Origin of the sequence: Algoriphagus taiwanensis, from assembly GCF_036245645.1 — a bacterium.
In the GTDB taxonomy this organism is placed as follows: Bacteria; Bacteroidota; Bacteroidia; order Cytophagales; family Cyclobacteriaceae; genus Algoriphagus; species Algoriphagus taiwanensis.
Window position 1 is genome coordinate 357,341 of the sequence record NZ_BTPE01000002.1, and the last position, 23,564, is coordinate 380,904.

Annotated in this window: 18 protein-coding genes; 9 read left to right on the forward strand and 9 right to left on the reverse strand. The window is 42.0% G+C overall.

The window, feature by feature from the left end; translation table 11 throughout:
- The first annotated feature begins 1 nt into the window (after window position 1).
- Window positions 2-1,930: a ribosomal protection-like ABC-F family protein gene (gene abc-f / locus AAA938_RS03795; protein ID WP_338227311.1), complete on the forward strand. Its 1,929-nt coding sequence runs from the start codon at window positions 2-4 to the stop codon at window positions 1,928-1,930.
- Between the two features lie 36 nt (window positions 1,931-1,966).
- Entirely contained in the window at window positions 1,967-3,232 is a 1,266-nt protein-coding gene (locus tag AAA938_RS03800) for a type IX secretion system plug protein (RefSeq protein WP_338227312.1), read from the forward strand.
- A 33-nt stretch (window positions 3,233-3,265) separates the two neighbouring features.
- Here AAA938_RS03800 and cas6 read toward each other — a convergent pair whose 3' ends face one another.
- The 5 genes from cas6 to AAA938_RS03825 all read right to left on the reverse strand — a co-directional run bounded on the left by cas6 (window position 3,266) and on the right by AAA938_RS03825 (window position 7,464).
- Window positions 3,266-4,159, reverse strand: coding sequence for a CRISPR-associated endoribonuclease Cas6 (gene cas6 / locus AAA938_RS03805; protein ID WP_338227313.1), 894 nt, complete (start codon window positions 4,157-4,159; stop codon window positions 3,266-3,268).
- 96 nt (window positions 4,160-4,255) lie between these two features.
- A complete protein-coding gene (gene ychF, locus AAA938_RS03810) occupies window positions 4,256-5,353 on the reverse strand; it encodes a redox-regulated ATPase YchF (protein WP_338227314.1) in 1,098 nt (365 codons plus the stop codon).
- Window positions 5,354-5,358: 5 nt separating this feature from the next.
- Window positions 5,359-6,447 carry an AI-2E family transporter gene (locus tag AAA938_RS03815; protein ID WP_338227315.1) on the reverse strand — a complete coding sequence of 363 codons (1,089 nt, stop codon included), beginning with the start codon at window positions 6,445-6,447 and terminating at the stop codon, window positions 5,359-5,361.
- A 68-nt stretch (window positions 6,448-6,515) separates the two neighbouring features.
- Window positions 6,516-6,845, reverse strand: coding sequence for a DUF3276 family protein (locus AAA938_RS03820; protein ID WP_338227316.1), 330 nt, complete (start codon window positions 6,843-6,845; stop codon window positions 6,516-6,518).
- 271 nt (window positions 6,846-7,116) lie between these two features.
- Window positions 7,117-7,464 (reverse strand): 4Fe-4S binding protein, encoded by a 348-nt coding sequence (locus AAA938_RS03825; RefSeq protein ID WP_338227317.1) that lies wholly within the window; start codon window positions 7,462-7,464, stop codon window positions 7,117-7,119.
- A gap of 122 nt (window positions 7,465-7,586) precedes the next feature.
- On the opposite strand from AAA938_RS03825, the gene AAA938_RS03830 reads away from it, so the two are divergent.
- Window positions 7,587-8,615 carry an aldehyde dehydrogenase family protein gene (locus tag AAA938_RS03830; protein ID WP_338227318.1) on the forward strand — a complete coding sequence of 343 codons (1,029 nt, stop codon included), beginning with the start codon at window positions 7,587-7,589 and terminating at the stop codon, window positions 8,613-8,615.
- Here AAA938_RS03830 and AAA938_RS03835 read toward each other — a convergent pair.
- Entirely contained in the window at window positions 8,612-10,387 is a 1,776-nt protein-coding gene (locus AAA938_RS03835; RefSeq protein WP_338227319.1) for a sensor histidine kinase, read from the reverse strand. The two genes, AAA938_RS03830 and AAA938_RS03835, sit on opposite strands and share 4 nt — an antisense overlap.
- Window positions 10,388-10,462: 75 nt before the next feature.
- On the opposite strand from AAA938_RS03835, the gene AAA938_RS03840 reads away from it, so the two are divergent.
- The 5 genes from AAA938_RS03840 to AAA938_RS03860 all read left to right on the forward strand — a co-directional run bounded on the left by AAA938_RS03840 (window position 10,463) and on the right by AAA938_RS03860 (window position 18,541).
- Window positions 10,463-11,779 carry a TIGR00366 family protein gene (locus AAA938_RS03840; RefSeq protein ID WP_338227320.1) on the forward strand — a complete coding sequence of 439 codons (1,317 nt, stop codon included), beginning with the start codon at window positions 10,463-10,465 and terminating at the stop codon, window positions 11,777-11,779.
- A 135-nt stretch (window positions 11,780-11,914) separates the two neighbouring features.
- A complete protein-coding gene (locus AAA938_RS03845) occupies window positions 11,915-14,179 on the forward strand; it encodes an aconitate hydratase (RefSeq protein ID WP_338227321.1) in 2,265 nt (754 codons plus the stop codon).
- A 57-nt stretch (window positions 14,180-14,236) separates the two neighbouring features.
- On the forward strand, window positions 14,237-14,812 hold the full coding sequence (locus AAA938_RS03850; RefSeq protein WP_338227322.1) for a hypothetical protein: 576 nt from the start codon (window positions 14,237-14,239) through the stop codon (window positions 14,810-14,812).
- Window positions 14,812-15,501 (forward strand): DUF2490 domain-containing protein, encoded by a 690-nt coding sequence (locus tag AAA938_RS03855; RefSeq protein WP_338227323.1) that lies wholly within the window; start codon window positions 14,812-14,814, stop codon window positions 15,499-15,501. The genes AAA938_RS03850 and AAA938_RS03855 overlap by 1 nt, the downstream gene beginning before the upstream one ends.
- Window positions 15,502-15,622: 121 nt before the next feature.
- A complete protein-coding gene (locus AAA938_RS03860; RefSeq protein WP_338227324.1) occupies window positions 15,623-18,541 on the forward strand; it encodes an ATP-binding protein in 2,919 nt (972 codons plus the stop codon).
- Here AAA938_RS03860 and AAA938_RS03865 read toward each other — a convergent pair.
- From AAA938_RS03865 to AAA938_RS03875, 3 genes are all read right to left on the reverse strand, one after another.
- A complete protein-coding gene (locus AAA938_RS03865; protein ID WP_338227325.1) occupies window positions 18,529-19,416 on the reverse strand; it encodes a tetratricopeptide repeat protein in 888 nt (295 codons plus the stop codon). The two genes, AAA938_RS03860 and AAA938_RS03865, sit on opposite strands and share 13 nt — an antisense overlap.
- Before the next feature lie 31 nt (window positions 19,417-19,447).
- On the reverse strand, window positions 19,448-20,545 hold the full coding sequence (locus AAA938_RS03870) for an AI-2E family transporter (RefSeq protein ID WP_338227326.1): 1,098 nt from the start codon (window positions 20,543-20,545) through the stop codon (window positions 19,448-19,450).
- Window positions 20,546-20,646: 101 nt separating this feature from the next.
- The gene (locus tag AAA938_RS03875; RefSeq protein WP_338227327.1) at window positions 20,647-22,686 is read right to left on the reverse strand and encodes a M3 family metallopeptidase; all 2,040 of its coding nucleotides are present in this window, start codon (window positions 22,684-22,686) and stop codon (window positions 20,647-20,649) included.
- A 217-nt stretch (window positions 22,687-22,903) separates the two neighbouring features.
- On the opposite strand from AAA938_RS03875, the gene AAA938_RS03880 reads away from it, so the two are divergent.
- The gene (locus AAA938_RS03880) at window positions 22,904-23,515 is read left to right on the forward strand and encodes a hypothetical protein (RefSeq protein ID WP_338227328.1); all 612 of its coding nucleotides are present in this window, start codon (window positions 22,904-22,906) and stop codon (window positions 23,513-23,515) included.
- The last annotated feature ends 49 nt before the right edge of the window (window positions 23,516-23,564 follow it).

Below are 23,564 nucleotides of genomic sequence, written 5' to 3' on the forward strand. Positions count from 1 at the left end.
CATGTTATCGATTAGTAATCTTTCTTATTTCATAGGCGGGCGTGCACTTTATGAAAACGCCAATTTACATATCAAACCCAAAGACAAAATAGGACTTGTCGGCCAGAATGGCACAGGCAAATCCACTTTGCTGAAAATAATAAACGGAGACTATCAGGCTACGACAGGGGAGGTGCAGAAAGCAAAAGATTGTACCATAGGCTTTCTGAATCAGGATTTGCTTTCCTACCAGTCAGATGACTCGATCCTCAATGTTGCATTGGAAGCTTTCAAGGAGACTTTGGCACTACAGGAAGAAATCGATAAGGTACTCAAGCAGATGGAAACCGACTATTCGGACGAAATCATCAATAAACTGGCTCAGCTTCAGGATCGCTTTGAAAGTAATGAAGGCTATACCATCAAGGCAAAAGCGGAGGAAGTATTGGAAGGGATTGGTTTTAAGACAGCTGATTTGTCAAAGCCACTTCGTCAGTTTTCCGGAGGCTGGAGAATGCGGGTCATGTTGGCCAAACTTCTATTGGAAAAGCCATCCTTGCTTATGCTCGATGAACCGACCAACCACTTGGACCTACCTTCTATCCAATGGGTAGAAAACTACCTGAAGAATTACGAAGGCGCGGTGGTAGTGGTATCTCACGATCAGACTTTTTTGGATAATTGCATCAGTACCACTGTAGAGGTAGCCAATCAGACCCTGACTACCTATCCGGGCAATTATTCTTTCTACAAAGAGGAAAAAAAGCTGAGGATGGAGCTCCAGCAAAATGCCTATGAAAATCAACAGCAGATGATCAAGCAGACGGAGCGATTTATTGAGCGATTTCGGGCAAAGGCCACCAAGTCCAACCAAGTCCAATCCAGAATCAAGGCTTTGGAAAGAATGGACAGGGTACATGAGGTGGTAGACGACGAGGCATTTGTGAATTTTAAATTCAAATTTTCTCAAAAATCCGGAAGAGATGTCGTCATTCTGGATCAGGTTTCCAAAGCCTACGGAGATTTGAAAATCCTGCAAAACACCACGGCAAGGATAGAAAGAGGGGATAAGATTGCTTTGATCGGAGCTAACGGAAAAGGTAAATCCACCCTTCTCCGAATCATTGACGGGTCTGAAAAGATCCAGGGGGTACGCACCGAGGGGCACAATGTAATCAAGTCCTTTTTTGCACAGCATCAGTTGGAAGCCCTGACCTTGGACAATGAAATCATCCAGGAAATGTCTCAAGCCGGAAGCGGAAAGACCGAAACAGAGCTTAGAAATGTGTTGGGTTGTTTTCTCTTTACCAATGATGAGGTGTTTAAGAAGATCAAGGTGCTCTCAGGAGGAGAAAAATCCAGAGTTGCTTTGGCGAAAACCCTGATTTCTGAAGCTAATTTCCTGCTTTTGGATGAGCCTACTAACCATCTTGATTTTCAGTCAGTTAATATTTTGATTCAAGCGCTACAGCAGTACGAAGGGACATTTATTACCGTATCCCATGATCGTCATTTTATCAAAGGAGTAGCCAACAAAATTTGGTATATCGAGAATCACGAGATCAAGGAATATCCCGGTACGTATGAGGAGTACGAATTTTGGAAAAGTCAACAGGTAGAAACCCCTTCCCAGGAGCTTAAAACCAAACCTTCCAAAACATCCACTGCCCAAACCTCTTCTCAGAGAGATCCAGAGGCACAGCAGATAAAACGAGATTTGAAGAAATTGGAGGAACAAGTAGAAAAGATTGAAAAGGAGATCGAATCCTTGGAATTATTGAAAGCAGAAACGGAAGTTTCTTTGGCTGATCCGGATATTTATTCAGATGAAGAAAAAGCCCGTAAAATCCAGGAAAGCTACGAGCATATCCAAAGAAACCTTTCTGAAGCCAATAGTAAATGGGAGGAACTTGTAGAACAAGTCTCCACTTTGCAGGAAAAACTCGGCTAATCCACTGGTCTACAGCCAGAATTCTTAATTTTAGAGATGAAGAAAAATATATTCCTTCTTTTTTTCTGCCTTCTTTCTGGGGCTTCTTTCGCCCAGATCCTAGAGGATAGGGTGTACTCCGAGCATATCCAATCCGTTCGTCTTTTTCCTTTGGGGTTAAATCAGGAAAGTATGCTGGATGCACCAGTAGTGGGCATCAATGATTCCCGGCCTTTGGTTTTGTTGTTTGATGATTTGGCATACGATCCTGAGCTTTACACCGCAAAATTGATCCATTGCAATGCCGACTGGCAAAAGTCTTCCCTGCGGGACACAGATTTTTCTCCCAACTTCAACCAGTTCAATGTAGATGACTACGAATACTCAGTGAATACAAGAATACCCTACATCCACTATCGTTTTGAGGTTCCCAGAGTTACCAAATCTGGAAACTACATTTTGCAAGTGTATAGAAACAGGAATGAGGACGAGGTGGTCCTTACCCGTCGTTTTATGGTTTATGAGGAGCTTTTTACCGTAGGGGCAGCTGTTGTACCCCCTACACAGACGGAAGAACGACGAGCTTTGCAGCAGATCAATGCCGTGGTCAATTATTCGAAGGTAGATGTGGTTGACCCCACTACTCAGATTAAAGTTTTGATTCGCCAAAATCAGCGTTGGGATAATGCCAAATATTTGTCTAAACCGACTTTTTTAAATCAAAATGCAAAGACCATGCGCTTTGAGCCCTTTGATGGCTCCAGTACTTTTCGAGCAGGAAATGAATTTAGATTTGTGGATCTGAGGTTCATTAGGGCTACGGGTGCCAATGTCGCATCTGTACAGGTAGAGGAAACCATAATTTTTGCAGAAACCCTTTTAAGTACTCCCCGACCTGGTGGCGTTTATTCCCAGTATTTGGATTTGAATGGGCAGTATGTAGTGGCCACCAATGATCGCCCAGGAGGAAATCCCGAAGTGGAGAGTGAATACATTTATACGACCTTTTATTTTCGGGCAGACCCGGGAAGAGAAATCAAAATGTTGGGTTCGCTCACCCAATGGGGGAATTCTCCCGAAGCGGCAATGAAATACGATCCCAAAAACAATGTTTATTCTACTTCTTTGCTTCTCAAACAGGGGTGGTATGATTTCCAATTTGGCCAATTGACTTCCGATGGCCTAGACACTGATCCTATGGAGGGTAGCCATTTTGAGACCGAAAACGAGTATGAAGTTTTGGTCTACTATCGAGGCTTGGGATCTAGATATGATCAGTTGGCGGGCTATGTTTATCTCCAGCCCAATCGTAGAAGGTTATAAAAAAATCCCCTTTGAAAAAGGGGATTTTGATGTTTAAGAATCTTGACTTTCGTCTGAGGACTCATCCTCCGTATCCGTAGGAGCTACATTTTGCCTTACTCTCTCTGTTGGTTTGTAAGGAACGAAGCCTTCTCTTTTGAATTTATAAGGAGTGGTTCTGTTGCCTGATGGATGATTTGCTAAATCAAGCATACCAAATCCTTTGTGGGTAAAGGCACCAAGACCGCATTTGAAAACGAAATCTTGCACTTCAGGAGCAGCATAAAGGGTGAAAGGAAGGGTATATCCTCTTACCTCATACTTCACATCCATGTCGTAAACTGCATAGATTCTAGCAAATTTCTTCTGTTGTTCTTTCAGCTTGTTCACATAGACCATGTCAGGAACTACCTGGAACTTGTAGAAAGATTCCATTTGCTCTGGTGTGTACCATCCTGATCTTTCCATTCTAGTCAAGGTAGACTCGTACAAAAGATCAGAAAACTCATCGCTGTCAGGATTGATAAATCTTTTTCCAGCTTCCTCATTGAATGCAGGGGTGATCAAGACAAGAGGAGAGATGCAGACGAACTTATTGGAGGTTTCCAATTCCGGTTCTGTTTCGATCTCCGTGTATTCCGGAGAAAGAATCAGGTTTCCCAACTCAATCTTCGAAGTAGCAAACACTTGCTCAAGAAGGTAATCCATAAACTCTTCACTCTGAGAGGAGAGTACTAGTGTGACCAAGCTTGAATAGTAGTGAAGGCCACTTCTACTCACTTTAGTCTGACCTTTCAGGCCAGAAAAGTTGAAGTAGTTGTAGTTGAAGAATTCTTCACGCCCACCTTTTACGATCAATCCTTTTAGGAACTGCGCCAGTATATACTGGTGATGAAAGGGAAGGTAGGATCCCTTGTTTTTTAGTGAAAATATTAGTCTAACTCTCACGGGGTATTAAAAATAAAATGAGACAATTGTTATTAAAATACTTATTTTTTTGGGTGGATAAGCAATGCCAAAAGTACAAATAAATTTGAAAAAAAGTCAAACATTGAATCGAAAATGCATGATATCACCGTCTTGGACGACATATTCTTTGCCTTCAATGGAGATTTTTCCATTTTCTCTGCATCCCGCTTCTGTTTTGAATTGTTGGTAGTCTGTGAGCTTTATTACCTCCGCTTTGATAAAGCCTCTTTCAAAATCAGTATGAATTACCCCAGCTGCCTGAGGAGCTTTCCATCCTTTGCGAATAGTCCAAGCCCTTACTTCTTGAACTCCTGCAGTGAAATAAGTAATGAGATTCAATAATGCATATGCACCTGAAATAAGCCGATTTAATCCGCTCTCTTCCAATCCATATTCAGAGAGGAACATGGCTTTTTCTTCAGCATCTTCAAATTCCGCAATTTGAGATTCGATGGCAGCACAAAGGACAATCACATCTGCATTTTCCTCTTTTACTTTTTCCCGAAGTGCATCTACATATTTGTTGCCGGTAAGGATACTTCCTTCATCCACGTTGGCCACATAGAGAACAGGTTTTATGGTTAGGAGGTGAAGATCTCTTACCGCTTCCAAATCCTCCTTTTCCACCTCAATTGCTCTTGCATTGAGTCCCGACTGAAGACCAGTTTTGAATTGATTTAAGGTTTCCAATTCTTTCTTGGCCTTAGCATCTCCTGATTTGGCAATCTTTTCGATTCGCTGGATTTTTTTCTCCACAGATTCCAAATCTTTCAGCTGAAGCTCCGTATCAATGACTTCCTTGTCAAAAATAGGGTCAACGCTTCCCGCTACGTGGACGATATTGTCATCTTCGAAGCATCGGATGACGTGAATGATGGCATCCACTTCCCGAATATTGGCCAAAAACTTATTTCCAAGCCCTTCACCTTTGGAAGCACCTTTCACCAGACCGGCGATATCCACAAATTCGATGATGGTAGGAACTACTCGCTGAGGACTAACCAAGCCTTCCAGTATTTGTAGCCTCCTGTCTGGTACGGTTACGACTCCGACATTGGGTTCTATAGTGCAAAAAGGAAAGTTTGCTGCTTCTGCTTTGGCACTGGAAAGTGCATTAAACAAGGTGGACTTACCCACATTTGGTAGTCCTACGATGCCACATTGTAAAGCCATTAATTTTATGCTTTGATTTTGAAAATTCGGTAAGATTTGTACCCGGAGTAAAGTTCCATTACAGAGACTCTGAAAATGGTATAAACCGGTATGGCAAAGATCATCCCAAGGACGCCGGCGATTTTTGCCCCGGCAAAGATAACAACAAAAATTTCAAGGGGATGTGCTTTTACGGATTTGGAAAAGATCATCGGCTGAAGGAGCACATTATCAGTGATTTGTACTACAGCAAATACAGAAATGATCTTGATGAAAAAGTAGGTGTAATCCTGTTCTGTAGGGAAAATGCCTGTGGATAAGCCTACAATTATTCCAAAAGCAGTCCCAAGCAAAGGGCCTGCATAGGGGATGAGGTTAGCAACTGCTGCAAAAAGTGCAATCGTAAGTGCATACTCTACACCTACGATAGAAAGCCCCAGGCTGGCAATAAAAAAGATGGATAATAGCTGAATAAAAAGCCCCGTCAAATAGTTGGAAAGAAGCTTTTCGACCTTGGTAAACGTAGCTACAGATATTTCAAAGTAAGCATTGGGAATAAGGTCGAGGAGATTTCTTCTTAGGAGACCGTTTTCTAGCAGGAGGAAAAAAGTAATGAAAAATACGGCCATGATTCCTATGAATATTCCACTGGTCAGGCCTATGAAATCTCTGATGAACCCACCGAAATCAATGTTTTTGACGGCGTCAATCACTGAAATTTTGATTTCATTGAGAAGATAGCCCGGTTGGTTTTCCATTAGTTTGTTTCGCTGAAGGAACACCTCCACCGTGTCCAATGGGCCTTGCATTTGAGCATATATGGTCTCTAAATCGAGCCCTGCCAAAATCTCGATTTGATCATTGATCAATGGAAAAAACAAAAGGCTGAGTAAGAAAATCAGAAGTAAAATGGCCGAAAAGGACAAAAGAATGGCTATCCATCGAGCAATGTGCCACCCCAAAACGTGAATGTCATGAAGTCTGTTGGTCAGTGGTCTCAGCAAGGCTGCTAAAATCAAAGAGATCACCAGATAGGAAGTGATATTGGAAAAATACCAGCCAAATACCAAGAAGGCTGCAATAAACAGAATGATGTATAAGAAAAACCGCTGCATAAGGGCAAAAGAAAAGGAGGCAGTGCCTCCTCAAATATAAAAGAATTGAAAAACAATCAGTGGATTACTTAATCCCATCTGAGTTCATCATTCATTTCACTTTCTGAGTCCTCATTTTCGTATTGCTCAAAATCAAAATCAGGCAAAAGATCATTTTTCACATGATCAACAGCCTCATTCAATGCATTGACAAATTTGAAGAAGTCTTCTTTGTAAAGGAAGATTTTATGTTTTTCGTAGCTGAAGCTATCCCCATTCATTCTTCTTTTACTCTCTGTAATAGTCAGATAGTAATCATTTCCTCTTGTAGATTTGATGTCAAAGAAGTAAGTCCGTTTACCTGCTTTTACTTTTTTGGAGAAAATTTCCTCTCTGTCGTAACCTCTATTATCTTCCACAGTGCTTTCTTTTGGGGTTTTAAAACATTCTAAATTAAGGTTCTAAGATAAAAGAAAACCTACTTAGAATTCAAAACTGCTCTTCCTTTTTTTTAAAAATGTGTAGAAAAACAGGTATAAAGTGTTTAAAATCAGAAATAAATATCGATTTTCTTCCGAGACTATAATTAATTTCATCTCGTCTTTTTTTGAATTTTTCCAGTGATTATTCCATAAAAAAACAGCAGACGTATTAGGTCTGCTGTCTCTGTTTTCAGATAAAGTTGGGAACTTATTCCCCGTGGAGATAGGCCTTTTTTGCCAATAGTTCGTCTTCAGTCTCTCTGTGGTCAGGATCATCTACACAGCAATCCACCGGACAAACAGCTGCACATTGTGGCTCTTCATGGAATCCATTGCACTCGGTACACTTGGCAGTCACAATATAGTAGAATTCGTCAGAAACCGGAGTTTGCTTTTCCGAACCACTGACTACTGAGCCATCCTCCAAAGTGACCTCCTTGAGAGCAGTTCCTCCTCCCCAAGTCCACTCGACACCCCCTTCATAAATTGCTGTATTAGGACATTCAGGTTCGCATGCACCGCAGTTGATGCATTCGTCTGTGATCATTATAGCCATGGTCTATTCAATTATTTCTTTCCAAAAGTACTACGTGGATAACATTAAGGCAACAAAAAAGTTGTCATACTAATTAATTTAAAATTATTCCATCCTTTTTTCCTTTTGGGTACCTTTGCCGCATGATGGAATCAATTACTTTCTCAGAAAGAATAAACAGCTTGGTGAAATTGGGCGCTCGACTGTCCAATTTGAGCGGGGAAGAAAGGGAGGATTTATTCAGAAGAGCTTACAACCAAAACAATTGGTTTGACGAAAGGTCGGTCAGCCAAGCTTTAAAAGGTCTGTGTCTCTTACTTGAGGAGTCCAATCTCAAAAAGTGGCTCTCCCAGTACAGGATTGAAGAGCCTAAGCGACCCAAATCGATCGGATTGCTCATGGCAGGTAATATACCCGGAGTTGGTTTTCATGATTTGATGTGTGTTTTGATTTCGGGGCATGTTGCGTCGGTCAAATTGAGCTCAGGAGATTCCTTCTTTTCCAAATGGCTAATCGATCAACTATTGACCATTCAGCCGGCATTTTCTGGGCAAATTCAAATTGAGGAAATGCTCAAAGGTAAGGAGGCTTACATCGCTACAGGAAGTGATAACTCTTCTCGGTATTTCCATTACTATTTCGGAAAGTATCCCCACATCATTCGAGCCAACAGAAGCTCAGTGGCTATCCTTACAGGAAATGAGTCTGATGAAGAATTGACCGAACTGGGGAAAGACATCTTTTCATTTTTCGGATTGGGTTGTCGAAATGTCTCCAAGGTTTTTGTCCCCAACGAGCAAGTGCTTCATCGCTTGCTGGACAATATGGAGAGCTTTAGATATGTGATGGAAAACCACAAGTACCTCAATAATTATGAATACAACAAAGCCATCTATCTGGTCAATAAAGAAGATCATCTGGATAACGGGTTTCTCCTTGTCAAAGCAAGTGAAGCTTTAGTGTCACCTATAGCTGTCCTTTTTTATGAGATTTATTCAGACCCAACCGAACTGGACCGCAGACTTGTCGATCTAGAAGAAAAAATTCAATGTATAGTAGGAGATCAAAGCAGCCATCCAGAAAGAATACCCTTTGGAAAAGCCCAAGAGCCCAAACCTTGGGATTATGCAGACAATAAGGATACGCTGCAGTTTTTATTGGATTTGGATTAGTCTTGGACCTGAGGTAATTCCGCAAGGGGAAGGGAAAAACAGAATTTTGACCCTTTTCCCCATTCGGATTGGATTTGAAGTTGCCCTTTATTCTTCATGATGTATTCTTTGACCAGGATCAACCCCAGACCAGTTCCACTTTCATTGTTTTGACCACGAGTGGTAAAGGAAATCCCGGAATTCAATTTTTCAAGATTTTCTTTAGAGATTCCAATTCCCTGGTCCTCGACACAGATGGTGACCCATGATTCCTCTACTTGAGTTGAAATCCTAACTTCACTGCCTGCATCTGAAAATTTGATGGCATTGGAAATCAGATTCCTTAGAATCAACTCCATCATGTTTTTGTCAACTGTGACCATAATCTCCTCGCTCAGATCAAGTTCGAGCCTTATTTTCTTTTCTTTGGCTATGCGGCTGAGTAGGTTGCTCTGATTCCGGATAAGAGTAGAAATATTCAAAGTCTGAGAATCCATGTATTCACCTCTTAGTTGAGAGCTTGTCCAGGCCAGGAGGTTTTCCAAAAGGATGGCCACATGCTCCATGTTTTTGGATATCTCAGGAAGCATTTCAATAAACTCCTGCTCGGAAATCAATCCATTTTGGGTAAGGTGAATCAACTCTTTCACTCCAAAGATGGGGCCTTTCAGGTCATGGGAAATGATGCCAAAGAATTTATCCTTTAGGTCATTTAGCTGCTGAAGCTCTCGGGCCTGCTTTTGTAGTTTTTCTTTCGAATTTATGGACTCCGTGATATTTTCAAATAAAAGTAAGGTCCCTGAGTAGAGCTGATTCTTGTTTCTCAGTGGGACAGACTCAATTTTGAGGGTTATTTTTTCTCCCTCAATTTCCATGGCACTTTCTATCGTTTTTGGTTCGATCTCGTCAATCAATTCTAAAATTTCAGGTCGGTTTCCGAATAGTTGGCTCGCTTTTGCTCCCAATTTAAATTCTTCCGGCTGGGAACATAGTTTTTTTGCGGCACTGTTGTAGTCCACTACTCGATGATTGAAATCGAAGACAATAAGACCTCTTGTGACCAGTTCCAAAATCCGGTCTCGAGCAATTGGCTGTACTCCTAAAAGATTAAACCTTGCTATAAAATATCCCAAAATTAAATAACAGGTCAGAAAAGCGAAGGGGGTCAAGTCTAAGCCTTCGTAAGGTTTGAAAATTGAGGTTTGATAGAAGATGTTGAACAGAATCGGAATCACGCCGCCTGCGATCAAGATTTTGGTTTGAAGTTTAAATCTCTTGTTGGAGAAACGATACCTTTTCCATAACAAAATTGTGCCCAGGAGATAGGTCAGGTAGGCATAAATTGTTTGGAAATAGTACCAAGGTCCTTTTTCAATTCCCAGAAAGAAGTAATCCCCTGACTGGATTAACCAATTGCTTTTGTAATGCCAGTGATGAAGGGAATTGGTCAAGACAACCAAATAGGTAAGCGCAGGAATTACAAATAGGGCAGGGACAACCCATTTAAGCTTTTTAGGATCAAAATCTGTGTATTTAAGAGAGAAAATCAGCCAAAAGGTGGGAGCAGCTAACAATCCCAAATATTGTACCTTGCTCCAAAGCAGCATATCTTCTACGTTTTTGGACGTCAATTCTATTCCGTAGAAAAAGCCCCAAAATGAAAACGCAAGCAAGGTCAAAGCCATCCACTTAATGGAACTTTGAAGCTTCAAAACCAAGATGATTGAAAGAATTCCCCCTACTAATCCAAAAAAAAGGAGAAAGCTTGCAAATGGGTTGGTTAGGAATTCCATAATTTGAATTCAGACTTTGGGTGTATCGTCAGAGGACGAATCTAGTTTATTGAAATAAGTTTAACTAAAAAAAAATTGAAAAAAGGAAATATTAAGAAAGACTTTGGGTATTTGGCCTCTCCTTTTGGTCTGGTCATGTTTTTGACATTTTTCACTTTCTTTTTGGTCATCAGAAAAAATCTGTCGGAAGGACAACTCTGGATTGATGCTGTTTCTGCTTCATTTAACGCTTGGCAGTCTGGTTTTTTTAGTCTTCTGGCCTTTACAATGCAGATGATGATGGTGCTGGTCTTTGGGTATGCTTTGGCCATTTATGAGCCTGTACACGCCTTTCTTTTATCTCTTGCCAAAAGACCTTCTTCTCTCCCAAGTGCTGCTTTGCTAGTGGCTGGGATGACTATGGGAGCAGGTTTGCTCAATTGGGGTTTCGGGTTGGTTGTCGGAGCTATTTTTTCAAGGATGGTTCATGAAGCCCTTGTAAAAAATGGAATTAAGTCAAAACTTGAACTGCTAGCAGCCTGCGGATACCTCAGTTCTGCGGTGTGGCACGGAGGATTGTCGGGCTCCTCACTCTTGGCTATTGCCGAGTCCGGACATGCATTAGAAAGCAAAATAGGAATCATACCTGCCTCAGAAACAATTTTTTCCACCACCAATCTTTTGATTACGGGCGGTTTAGTCAGCATGTTTTTGTTGCTAGCCTATGGATTAGCCAAGGTGACCGTAGGAGAATTGGACCTTGGCAAAGGCCGAAAGTTGGAACCCATATCCAAGGGTGAGGAAAATCCTCTTGCAATCTGGGCGGGTTTGTTGATGATTTTCACCCTTGGAGCAGGAATACTATCAGGTCAGTTGGCAGGATTGTCTTCCATTTCACTGAATTGGGTGATTTTTCTCTTTTTCACCTTGGTTTTGTTAGCCTATGGAAGCTGGGAAAAATTTACCATGGCCGTCAGCAGGGGCCTGAGAAGTGCCTTGGATATTTTTGTTCAGTTTCCGTTTTATGGAGGAATCATGGGGTTGATTGTAGGATCGGGCTTGTTGTTGGACTTTTCAGCATGGACTTCTTCGCTCTCGGGAGATCGTAGCCTGGGCATTTTTACTTTTCTGTCTGCTGCTCTTGTCAATTTCTTTGTGCCATCCGGAGGAGGGCAATGGGCCATTCAAGGGCCATTGATTATGGAGTCTGCCGGTAATTTGGGAGTTCCATTTCACAAAATGGCTCTTGTATTTGCCTATGGAGATGAGATCAGCAATCTTCTTCAGCCTTTTTGGGCGCTTCCTCTTTTATCCATTTCAGGGGTATCGGTGAAAAAGCTCTTGCCATATTGCTTTCTTTTTTTCCTTTTTGGATTTGTGTTTCTATGCCTGATGATCTGGTTTGTGGTATGAAGTTTTGGCATTTAGAATTCATAAAATGAAGCCTCAGGAAACCATTAGACAAATTCTCGGGTTTAAAATTTGTGGGTTTTACCTATATTCGCAATCGAAATTTTGAACCTTTTATCCACCTAAATATCCAAAATAATGGCTTTTGATATAGACATGATCAAAGCAGTCTATGATCGGTTTCCCGATCGTATTGCTGCAGCAAGAAAAGCTGTAGACAAACCCCTGACTTTGACAGAGAAAATTCTTTATGCTCACTTGACCGAAGGACCTGCCTCCAAGGCCTATGAAAGAGGAAAATCCTACGTAGACTTTCAGCCTGACAGGGTAGCCATGCAAGATGCTACGGCACAGATGGCTTTGCTCCAATTCATGCAAGCAGGTAAGGATCAAGTAGCTGTCCCCTCTACGGTTCATTGTGATCACTTGATCCAAGCTGAAGTCGGAGCAGAAAAAGACTTAAATAAAGCCAAAGACAAAAACCGTGAAGTGTATGATTTTCTGGCTTCTGTATCGAATAAATATGGAATCGGATTTTGGAAACCAGGCGCGGGAATTATTCACCAAGTGGTATTGGAAAATTATGCATTCCCAGGTGGAATGATGATCGGTACTGATTCCCACACACCAAATGCTGGTGGGTTGGGAATGGTGGCTATTGGGGTAGGTGGTGCTGATGCTTGTGATGTGATGGCAGGTCTGCCTTGGGAGTTGAAATTCCCCAAACTGATCGGAGTAAAACTCACCGGTAAAATGTCCGGATGGACAGCTGCCAAGGACGTAATTCTCAAAGTGGCGGGAATCCTTACTGTAAAAGGAGGAACTGGTGCAATTGTCGAATATTTTGGTGAAGGCGCAAGATCTCTTTCTGCCACAGGTAAAGGCACCATTTGTAATATGGGCGCTGAAATCGGTGCAACTACTTCCATTTTCGGATACGATGAGAAATCAGCCGCTTACCTCAAGGGTACCGGAAGAGCAGATATCGCTGAGATGGCCGATGCTATTGCCGAGCATCTCACTGGAGATGATGAGGTGTATGCAAATCCTGAAAAATATTTTGATCAGGTTATTGAAATTAATCTTTCCGAACTTGAGCCTCATGTAAATGGTCCATTTACTCCTGATTTGGCTTGGCCAATTTCCAAATTTGCCAATGCTGTGAAGGAAAACGGATGGCCTGCAAAGTTGGAAGTAGGATTGATTGGTTCTTGTACCAATTCCTCTTACGAAGACATTTCCCGTGCTGCATCTTTGGCTCAGCAAGCTGTGGACAAGAAACTGACTGCCAAGTCTGAATACACCATTACTCCGGGATCGGAGCAGGTGCGATTTACTGTAGAAAGAGATGGGTTTTTGGACACCTTCGGTAAAATGGGAGGCGTAGTCCTGGCCAATGCCTGCGGTCCTTGTATTGGTCAGTGGGCCAGACATGGAGCAGATAAGCAGGAGAAAAACTCCATCATTACCTCCTTCAACCGAAACTTTGCCAAGCGTGCAGATGGTAATCCCAATACCCATGCCTTCGTAGCTTCACCGGAGATTGTGACTGCATTGGCTATTGCAGGCGATTTGACCTTCAATCCAATCACGGATACCTTGACCAACGCTGATGGAGAGCAAGTGAAGCTAGAAGAGCCTCGTGGACTTGAAATGCCAACCAAAGGCTTTGCCGTAGAGGACGCAGGCTATCAAGCTCCTGCAGAGGACGGGTCCAAAGTGGAGGTCATCGTAGACCCCAAATCCGATCGTCTACAGCTGTTGGAATCATTCCCGGCTTGGGAAGGTACTGATCTGAAAGGGTTGAAGCTGCTAATCAAAGCAAAAGGCAAGTGTACTACTGACCATATTTCTATGGCAGGTCCTTGGCTGAAATACAGAGGCCATTTGGATAATATTTCCAATAACATGCTAATCGGAGCTGTAAACGCCTTCAACGATTCTACGAACAGAGTGAAGAACCAACTAACCGGAGAATACGGAGAAGTTCCAGCCACTCAGCGTCAATACAAAGCCAAAGGAATCGGATCCATTGTGGTAGGTGATGAAAATTACGGCGAAGGATCCTCCAGAGAGCATGCTGCTATGGAGCCAAGATTCTTGGGAGTTCGTGCTATTTTAGTGAAGTCTTTCGCCAGAATTCATGAAACCAACCTGAAGAAGCAAGGCATGCTGGCACTTACATTTGCCAATCCTTCCGATTATGACTTGGTTCAGGAAGATGACTCAATCGATATCAATGGTTTGACTTCCTTTGCTCCAGGAGAGCCTTTGGAGTTGGTGCTTAATCATTCTGATGGCAGCAGCCACACTATTTTGGCTAATCATACTTACAATGAAGGTCAGATCGAATGGTTCAAAGCAGGTTCTGCACTTAATCTGATTAAGGCAGGGGCTAATTGATCTAAAGTTTACATCTAGCCGCGGTCAATTTGTCCGCGGCTTTTTTATTTCCCGAGTATGTTGAGATATATCCTTTTTTCCTTAGTCCTATGTTTGGGATTGGCGCTGACATCCCGAGCTCAGGATAAAACAGAGCGGGAAGTGGGCGTAAAGCCTTCAGAAGTTCCCGATCCGGCTAAGAGCTGGTTGAAGGATGCTTTTGAAAAAGTAAAAAGGCCTAAATGGTTTTTGGAATACTCACAGGATGGACAGGCTTTTGAAGCCAAGTTTTGGTGGGAAAAGCATTACCACAGTGTCAAGTTTGACTCTTTGGGCAAGCTGATGGACGTAGAGATAGAAATCTCCAAAGATGAAATGCCCCCTACATCTTGGGAAGAAATCCAGGGATACTTTCAGTCGGAATTTGAGGAGTTTTCGGTGATGAAGATTCAAAGGCAACTGATAGGAGATGAGTCCGATTTGGAGGATTTTTTTGATGAAGAGGAGACTGAAGGAGTCACTATCCGCTACGAAATTGTCTTTCAGGGGAAAAAAGGGGCCTGGCAGATTTGGGAAGGATTGTTTGATGAGCAAGGTGCGTTTATTTCTATTGTCCGAGTTCAAATGAGGTCGGTTGATAATTTGATTTTTTGATGAAAAGAATTTCCTGTATTGTATTGATGTACTTTTTGGTGATTGGGAATGTGCTATCCCAGTCTAGACAGACTTTTTTTACCGGATTTTTCCCGGAAGCCTCCCTTACCAAGAAATTGTCTGAGACGCAAAAGGTCAATTTTAAAATCGAAAATCAACATATAGTATTTGATAATCGCGACGATAGTGCTGAAAATCCTCAATTTTCGCATTACCGAACCGATATTATGGGCTTTTTTGATCAATCACTGAGGCCGGGAATCAGTGTTGCCTTGGGTCTATTTCATCGGTTTCAAGAGGGTGAAGATGGAAATCGGATTATTCAGCAGCTGGCAATCCTGCAAAAAGGCCGGAGCTTAAGAGTAAATCACCGGTTTAGAACAGATCAGACTTTTACCAGAAATCAACCCTTAGAACTTCGGTTCAGGTATCGTCTTTCCGTTGAGATACCCTTAGAAGGGGCAGAAGTGGACCCCGGAGAATTTTATTTGCTGAGTTCGGCTGAGTCCATTTTTAGCCACAAAGGAGGCGAATATGAAATTGAAAACAGGCTTGCTGCGTCCCTTGGAAAATTTTTTAACAGAAAGGAAAAATTGGAGTGGGGAGTGGATTATAGGACAGATGGATACCTTCAGGATGGCTTCCGAACCCGTTTATGGGCTAAAATCAGCTATTACTATAATTTTTGAGAGAAAAATATTTTTTCGAAATGTAAAATATTTGCTATGAAATGCAAATTGATGTATGTTTACTGCTGAATCTTTATAATTCAATCACCCAAAATAAATATCCATTTTCGCTCAAAGGTAAATGCAGGAAAGGGGCATCAACAGTACATTCAAAAAGATCATCTATGAATCTTCCGAAATGGTGTTTCTGGCGGATGATACTTACCCCTATTCTATTTTTTACGGTAATGAGGCTTTTGAAAACCTGATAGGAGAGGGGCTTTCTGATCGATCCTTAGTAGGACTTGATTTGGATATTACCTCATATATCTTCAAAGAAGAATTGGTGCTTACTTTCGAAGACAAGGATTACTCCTTCCAGCTTGAGCTTCCTCATGAGACAGGTTCCAATTACTACCTCTTTTATAAAGGGAAGGAAATAAAAACGCACGGATTACCTTCGAAAAAAGAAGCTTATCAGTTTTTTAGATCTTCTCTGGATTTAATTGCCCTTGGTAAAAACGATCACTTGACCTTTGTCAATCCTTCTGTAATCGCCACATTGGGCTATCAGCCGGAGGAATTGTTGAACACCAATCTTTGTCCTTGGATTCATCCGGAGGAGTTGCAAGACTTACAGAATCTCTGGAAAACTCTTCGTCAAAAGCCCGGAAATGCACTTCAGACAATTCGGTTCAAAAATAAAAGTGGAGAATACCGCTGGCTGGAATGTTCCATTCAAATGGACCCTGAGCTCTTTTTTGTCATTGCCAGAGATGTCACAGACAAAAAGGCAATTGAGCTAGATCAAGAAAAACAAGAAGAAATTTTATCTCTGAAAAAAAGCGGAGGAATCTCAGCTAAATGGTCCTTTGAGGCTATTTCAGGGCTAAAACTAGAAAAGCCCTTCGATGAATTTGTACAGCATCTCCACCTGACTGAATCAGAGAAAAATCAACTGACTCAGCATTTGGAAAAGGAAGGAAGGAATCTTCTTTCTCATCCGGATCAGCTAGAGGGAAGTGGAAAAATCAAGCTCGGAGAAAAGCTCGCAGAATTTAACTTTTTCCGATCTTCCTTTTCCTCAGGTTTGATTTATGGAGTCATTTGGGATAATTCTGAGTTAGAAAAGCTCAAAATTGAACTTGCCCTACATCAGACCTTGTGGCAGGATAGCCCGGAGGCAGTACTTGTAGTCAATCCTGAAGGCGAGATTATTTCTCTCAATGATGAAGCAAAAAGGCTTTTAGGCTGGGAAAATCTAAGCCCAAAACACTTGTCCGAGCTCAATGTGTTTTTTGATAAGGGTGAAAATTGGACAGACTGGGTCAAATCGCCTCTGGAGGGAAGTTTTGTCAATAGATTTTCCACTCTATGGATTGATGAATCGGGGAAGCAGCTGACCCTGGAGGTGGCGACAAAGCCAACGGAAGTTGAGGAAAAGACATATATCTCGATTTCTTTCAGAAATATTTCCGAAAAAATTAAGCTGGAGAAATCCCTGGAAGAAAGCAGTGATTTCTTGATGAATCTGACCGAGCAAGTTCCGGGTGGTTTGTATCAGTTGGTTTTGGATGGAGAAGGACAAATGAATTTCTCATTCTTGTCTAAAGGAATTCATTCTGTATTAGGTCTTTCCGATCAGGATTTGGGAGAGTTCAAGGATATATCCAAAGCTATCACCAAGGTACATCCCGAAGATCTGCCCCAATTGATCATGAGCTCTGTGGCCTCAGCAAGAAAGATGGAACCTTGGCAGTGTCAATTCAGAGTGCGTACTCAGCCTCAATCAGATTCTTACCGATGGGTATTGGGTGCAGCACGCCCTCAGGCATTGGCTAATGGGGACATGGTTTGGTATGGGTATTTGACAGATATTACCAAGCAAAAAGAATTTGAGGCCAAACTGGATGAGGCTAGAAAAGCAGCTGAAAAGGCCAATCAAATCAAGTCGGATTTCCTCTCCATGATTTCACATGAGCTTAGAACTCCACTCAATGCAATATCCGGATCTGTCTATTCTTTGTTCCAGGAGAATCCAAGTGAGTCTCAGAAAACTGCCCTGAACACGATCAATTTTGCAGTGGATAATTTGATCATCATGATCAATGACCTGCTGGATTTCCAGAAGATCGAAGCAGGAAAATTATCCATTGAGTCCAATCCATTCCATCTCAAAGATCTATTGGAGCAGGTGATAAAAGGCCTCACCTTTCATGCCCGTGACAGCAGGAATCAGCTTCAGCTTCATCTCTCAGATGGTTTGGATATTCAGGTCAAGGGTGATAAGACTCGACTTTCTCAAGTTCTTAATAATCTGATTACGAATGCCCTGAAATTTACCAATGAAGGTAAGGTAGATGTAAAGGTGGATTTGGTAGGAACCCTCAGAAATAAAGTGAGAGTTTACTTTGAAGTAAAAGATACCGGAATCGGAATTGCTCCAGAAAATCAGGAGAAGATTTTCAATGACTTCGACCAGGTCAAGCCTACCTTCAGTACCAAGTATGGGGGCACTGGTTTGGGCCTCTCCATTACCCGAAAACTTTTAGCCCTTATGGGAGGTAAGATTCAGCTTGAATCTGAAGTGGGTAAAGGTAGCCGCTTTTTCTTCGAACTTGAACTGGAAAAGGCAACTGAAGCATCTATCCTCAATTCCACTCCAAAGATTGAGTCCAGAAGTTTTGATAAACTTCACCTGCTGATGGCTGAAGATAATGATGTGAATGCCTTGGTTTTGGGAAAAATAATCAAAAAGTGGGGCTATACTTACGACAGAGCTATTCATGGCCTAGAGGCCGTTGAATTTGCTCAGAAGCATAGTTATGACTGTATTTTGATGGATATTCAAATGCCGGAAATGGACGGCTTTGAAGCCACGGAAAAGATCAAAGCCATGTCCAATGTGCCTGTAATCGCATTGACCGCCGCTGCCAAACTTGAAATCATGAGTAAGATCGAAGAAATCGGATTTGATGGCTTTGTGGCAAAACCAATTGACGCAGCCGAACTGCTCAAGAAAATCAAAGAAGTGATTTTAGTAGGTTCTCAAAGGGCCTGAGCTTTTAGGAAGTATTCCTGAACCAAATCCATTTCCGGATAGCTTTTTTCCAAATCTGAAAGGTATTGCAAGGCTGAAATTTTATCTCCTTTCATGACATAATAAATCCCTTTATTTCTAAGTGCAAATGGATTTTTTGGATCCATTTGAATGCTTTGATTGATCCAATCCAGCCCTTCCTCTTTTCGGTCTAAAAATAATAAATACAACCCTTTATTATTGTAGAAATAAGCATGCCTATTGTCCAGAGTGATGGCTTTTTCCACAGCTGTCAAGGCTTGTTCGTAGTTTTCCTCGTCAAAGAAAATCATAGAACGAAGGTTGTGCAGGTTAGGCTCAGAAGGATTGATTTGTTCTGCCTGATCGAGTTTTGTCTTAGCTTCTGTGTAGTTTTTTTGGTAATAAAGGATGGTTGCCTGATTGACCCATAGGTCAGAATTTTCCGGGTTTAGTTGGGTCGCTTTTTGAAAAGCTTCGAGAGAGGCCGGGAAGTTTTTAAGCTTTTCTTGGGTAAGCCCCTCGAGGAAAAATGATCGCCAGTCCTTTTCATTTAAAGATATCAGACGATTGGCATCCTCCTGGGCTTTATAAAATTCCCCATTGTCAAGATAGGTTAGGCCTCGTTGGAAATAAGCCTCAAAATAGTCGGGCCTGTAGCTAATCGAACTGCTGAAATCGTGAATGGCTTCATCCAGCTGATTGAGCCTTAAATGAGCTAAGGCCTTATTGAAATAGGCGTCAGAATAGGTTGAATCCAAAGCAATAGCTTCCTGATAAAAACCAATGGCAGACTTAGGATCGTTTTCATCCAGTTTTTCATTTCCCTTGAGGAGAAACCTGCCTTTTTTATCCTCCACGCTGTCGCAGGATGCCAAGAATAATAGAATTAAAAAAATAGCAGTAAGTCTATTCGGAGCTTTCTTCTTTTTCAGCAAAGTAATCATCATCGTCTTTTTCTTCTCCTAATAGCAAAGCGAAGGGTTTGGTTTCTTGAGATAGTGAAAATATTTCCCTAAGGATAGCCAAAGTAGGAATAACCAAGATCATTCCTGCAATACCCCAAATTGATCCTCCCACCAAAAGTCCCAAAAAGGTGATGAAAGCGTTCAAATTGACATTTCCTCCGACAATTTTGGGCGTCAGGAAGTTTCCTTCCACCAGTTGGATCACCTGGTATGCTCCGAATATCAAAACAGGATAAATTAAACCATCCATAGTCAAGAAGGAGTAAGTCATGGGCAAAGTCACACCGATTAGTGGCCCGATGTAAGGGATGATATTCAATATCGCACCCAGGATTCCAAAGAACACCGCATGTTTAACCCCAATGATGGTGTAAGCTGTGATATTTAAAATCGCCAAAATTACCATCACTTTGCCTACACCCACGATGTATCCTTGGATGACCTTCCTTAGATTGGTGATTCGCATCTTTACCAAGGCAGGATCATGATTTCTGTAAATCATTACCATCATTTTGGTCAAATGCTCTCGGTACAGTAGGAAGAAAAACATGAATATGGGGATCAAAATCAGTCCTGACATGGATCCTATCGCATTAAGTGCAAAGGAAGTGATACTGCTGCTATGCTCATTGACATATTGCATCAGAGCATCTGATTGCACTTTCTCAGACAAATTTTCCTGAATCCCGAAGGTAGAACTTGTCCATTCATCAAATTCATTTGCTACAGTGACCAACCGATCTGAGGTATTGGAAAAATCCTTGGTAAAGCTTACCACATTGCCAATTATAAATCCCAGTAATCCTGCCACAAATGCAATCATGATCAGCAGTGAAAATACGCAGGAGAGCGTTCTGGGTATTTTATATTTTTCCATCAGATTACCCAATGGAGTGAATAAAATGGCAAAAAAGCCTCCCATGAATAAAGGAACCAACAAACTCTTGCCCACTATCAGGAAAAACACCAAAATGATAATGAAAGCCATTACTGAAAGTGCTTTCAAATAAGCGGGGAGGTTCAAGGGTTTTTTTTGCATTTTGATTTAATTCAAGGTCATTGGATGATTTTGCCGTTGATCAGTTTTTTGGTTGAATATTTGGCTGAAGTGGAAAATTTAATCCATCCATTTGGAAAATCCTATTTACCCTGAATTAATCCCGATCGTTTCATCAATGCATCTGGTTTCGGGTCTCGCCCTCTAAACCGTCGGTAAAGGATCGAAGGATGCTCACTTCCTCCGGCACTGAGGATATTTCGAGCAAAGGATCGAGAAGTCTCCTGGTCAAATACACCCTTTTCTTGAAACAACTCAAAAGCATCTGCATCCAGTACTTCGGCCCATTTGTAGCTGTAGTATCCTGAACTGTATCCGCCTTGGAAAATGTGGGAAAAACTAGTGCTAACCATCGTGCCGGGCACTTTTGGGAGCAAATCGGTTTTTTTCATGATGTTTTCTTCAAACTCCCGAATATCACTAATCTCCTCGGGAGATTGGCCATGATAGGCCATGTCTAATAGCCCGAAACTCAACTGTCTCACCGTCTGATATCCTTGCTGGAAATTTGACGCATTTTTGATTCTCTGGATCAAATCCTCTGGTATGGCTTCCCCTGTCTCATAGTGTTTGGCAAAAAGGTCCAGACAATCCTTTTCGTAACACCAGTTTTCGAAGATTTGGGAAGGCAATTCTACAAAGTCCCAATACACACTCGTTCCGGACAGGGTCTCATAAGTGCCTTTGGCCAGCATGCCATGAAGAGCATGACCAAATTCATGGAAAAGGGTAGTCACTTCATTGAAGGTGAGCAGACTGGGTTTGCTTTTGGTGGGTTTGGTAAAATTGCAGACAATGGAAATGTGTGGTCGGCTATCTGCTCCGGCCACTTCATATTGCCCTTTGTAGGAGGTCATCCAAGCTCCGTTTCTTTTTCCCGGTCTGGGGAAAAAATCCGCATAAAACACGGCCAGGTGAGCTCCATACTCATCTTTTACCTCGTATGCGGTCACATCCGAATGATAGACAGGAATGTCTTTATTTGCAATGAAGTCCAATCCATAGAGGCGCTTCGCAGTCTGGAAGACTCCATCAATCACTCGCTCAAGCTGGAAATATGGGCGAAGAATCTCGTCATCCAGAGCATATTTCTCTTTTTTGAGTTGCTCAGAATAGTAGGCAAAATCCCATTTTTTCAAATCAGCCAACCCATCTTTCTTTTTGGCAAATTCCAAGACTTCTTGTACCTCGGCTTCAGCTTTAGGTTTGGCTTTTTCCAATAAGTCATTCAAAAACTCCATCACCTTGGCTGGACTCTTGGCCATTCTTTCTTCCAAAACAAAATCGGCATGACTTGCATAGCCTAGAAGTTGAGCTCGCTCAAATCTTAGCCTAAGGATATCCTTGATGATTTGCTGATTATCCAATTCATCTCCCTTGGAAGCCTTGGTATTGAAGGCCATGAAGAGAGTTTGTCTCAGACTTCTGTTTTTTGCATAGGTCATGGCCGGAATGTAACTCGGATAATCCAAGGTGAAAGCCCAAGAACCGGGTTTTCCTTTTTCTTCTGCAATCTGCGCAGCCGCTTCCTTGATTCCCTCAGGAAGCCCATCCAATTCTTCTTCTCTATCCACAAAGTGAACAAAGCGGTTAGTCTCTGCCAATACATGCTCCCCAAATTTCAGACTGAGTTGAGATAGCTCCTGATCTATTTTTCTCAGCTTTTGTGCTTCTTCAGGATTGAGTTTGGCCCCATTCCGGACAAAGGACTTGTAGGTTTTTTCCAAAAGCGTGGATTGTTCCGGGGTCAAATTGAGAGATGATTTTTGGTTGACCACTTCTTCCACTTTCCGAAAAAGCTCCTGGTCCAGCAGGATGTCATTGGCATGTTCGGTCAGTAAAGGAGAAATCTCACGCGCCAATCGCTGGATTTCATCGTTGGTTTCTGCCGAATTGAGGTTGAAAAAGATAGCCGAAACCACACCAAGCTTTTTCCCTGAGCGGTCAAGAGCCTCGATGGTATTTTCAAAGGTACTTTCAGGTTCAGCTTTGATTTGCTCAATTTCCTTCTTGGCTTGAATAATGGACTCTTTGATGGCCTCTAGGAAGTGCTCGTTTTTGATCAGATGGAACGGTGGGGTATCAAAAGGGGTGGCAAAATCTGCCAAAAGTGGGTTATGCATTGCTTAATCAGGTATTAATTTTCTAGCCGGTGATATCCTCCGCAATTTACCCAATGTTTTTGTCCCTGTCATCCTACTTTGAGCATTTTCCTCCTTTCATTGGCTTGGAATAGACAGATTAAAAACTGGTAGAAAATGCGTTTTTAATTTTCCGCTTCAGCATTTTTCAATTCAAGCTCCAAGCGAATTCAAGCTACCTTTTGGTAAATAAAGAACTATGAAAAAGACAATCGGACTTTTGATTGGAATGTTGATTTGGGTGATCACGGCATCTTCCCAAGTCTTGGTCAGAGATGGACTGTATTTCAATCCGGCAGGTAGGCAGGTTTGGATTATGGATATGCAGGGAAAAGAGTATCCTCGGGCCTTGTTGTATAAGGTTTCCAAAGATTCCCTGTTTTTTGTGGAGACTATGAGCAAAAAGATGACTTCGGAGTCAGTTCCAACTGAAATCAAAAGCATCCACTATTCTCAGGTCAAGTCTTTGGTAACCCTGCGAAACTCACCCGGGAAGCAAGGGGCTTTAGTAGGTGGGATTTTGGGAATCCCGCTAGGCATTGGAATTAATGCTCTGGCTGACCAGACGGTAGAATCTACTCCGGTTTTGGGTTCTTGGTTTGTAGACGCATATGATCAGCCTTCCATGGTTTTTGGATCTTTTGTTTTGGGAGCAGGAATTGGTGCTGGGGTTGGAGCTTTATTGGGAGGTTTGGCCAAAAGGAAATGGGAAATAGATGGATTCTATGAGAGATATCAGGAAGCCATCTTGGATTTGGATAAACGTGCTTTTTGGTCAAGGACAGCAGGAAAAAGAAGGTCTTCCAATTAAGTTTTCTTCTTTTTCCAAAAATAAAAAACCGGGACTAGCCCGGTTTTTT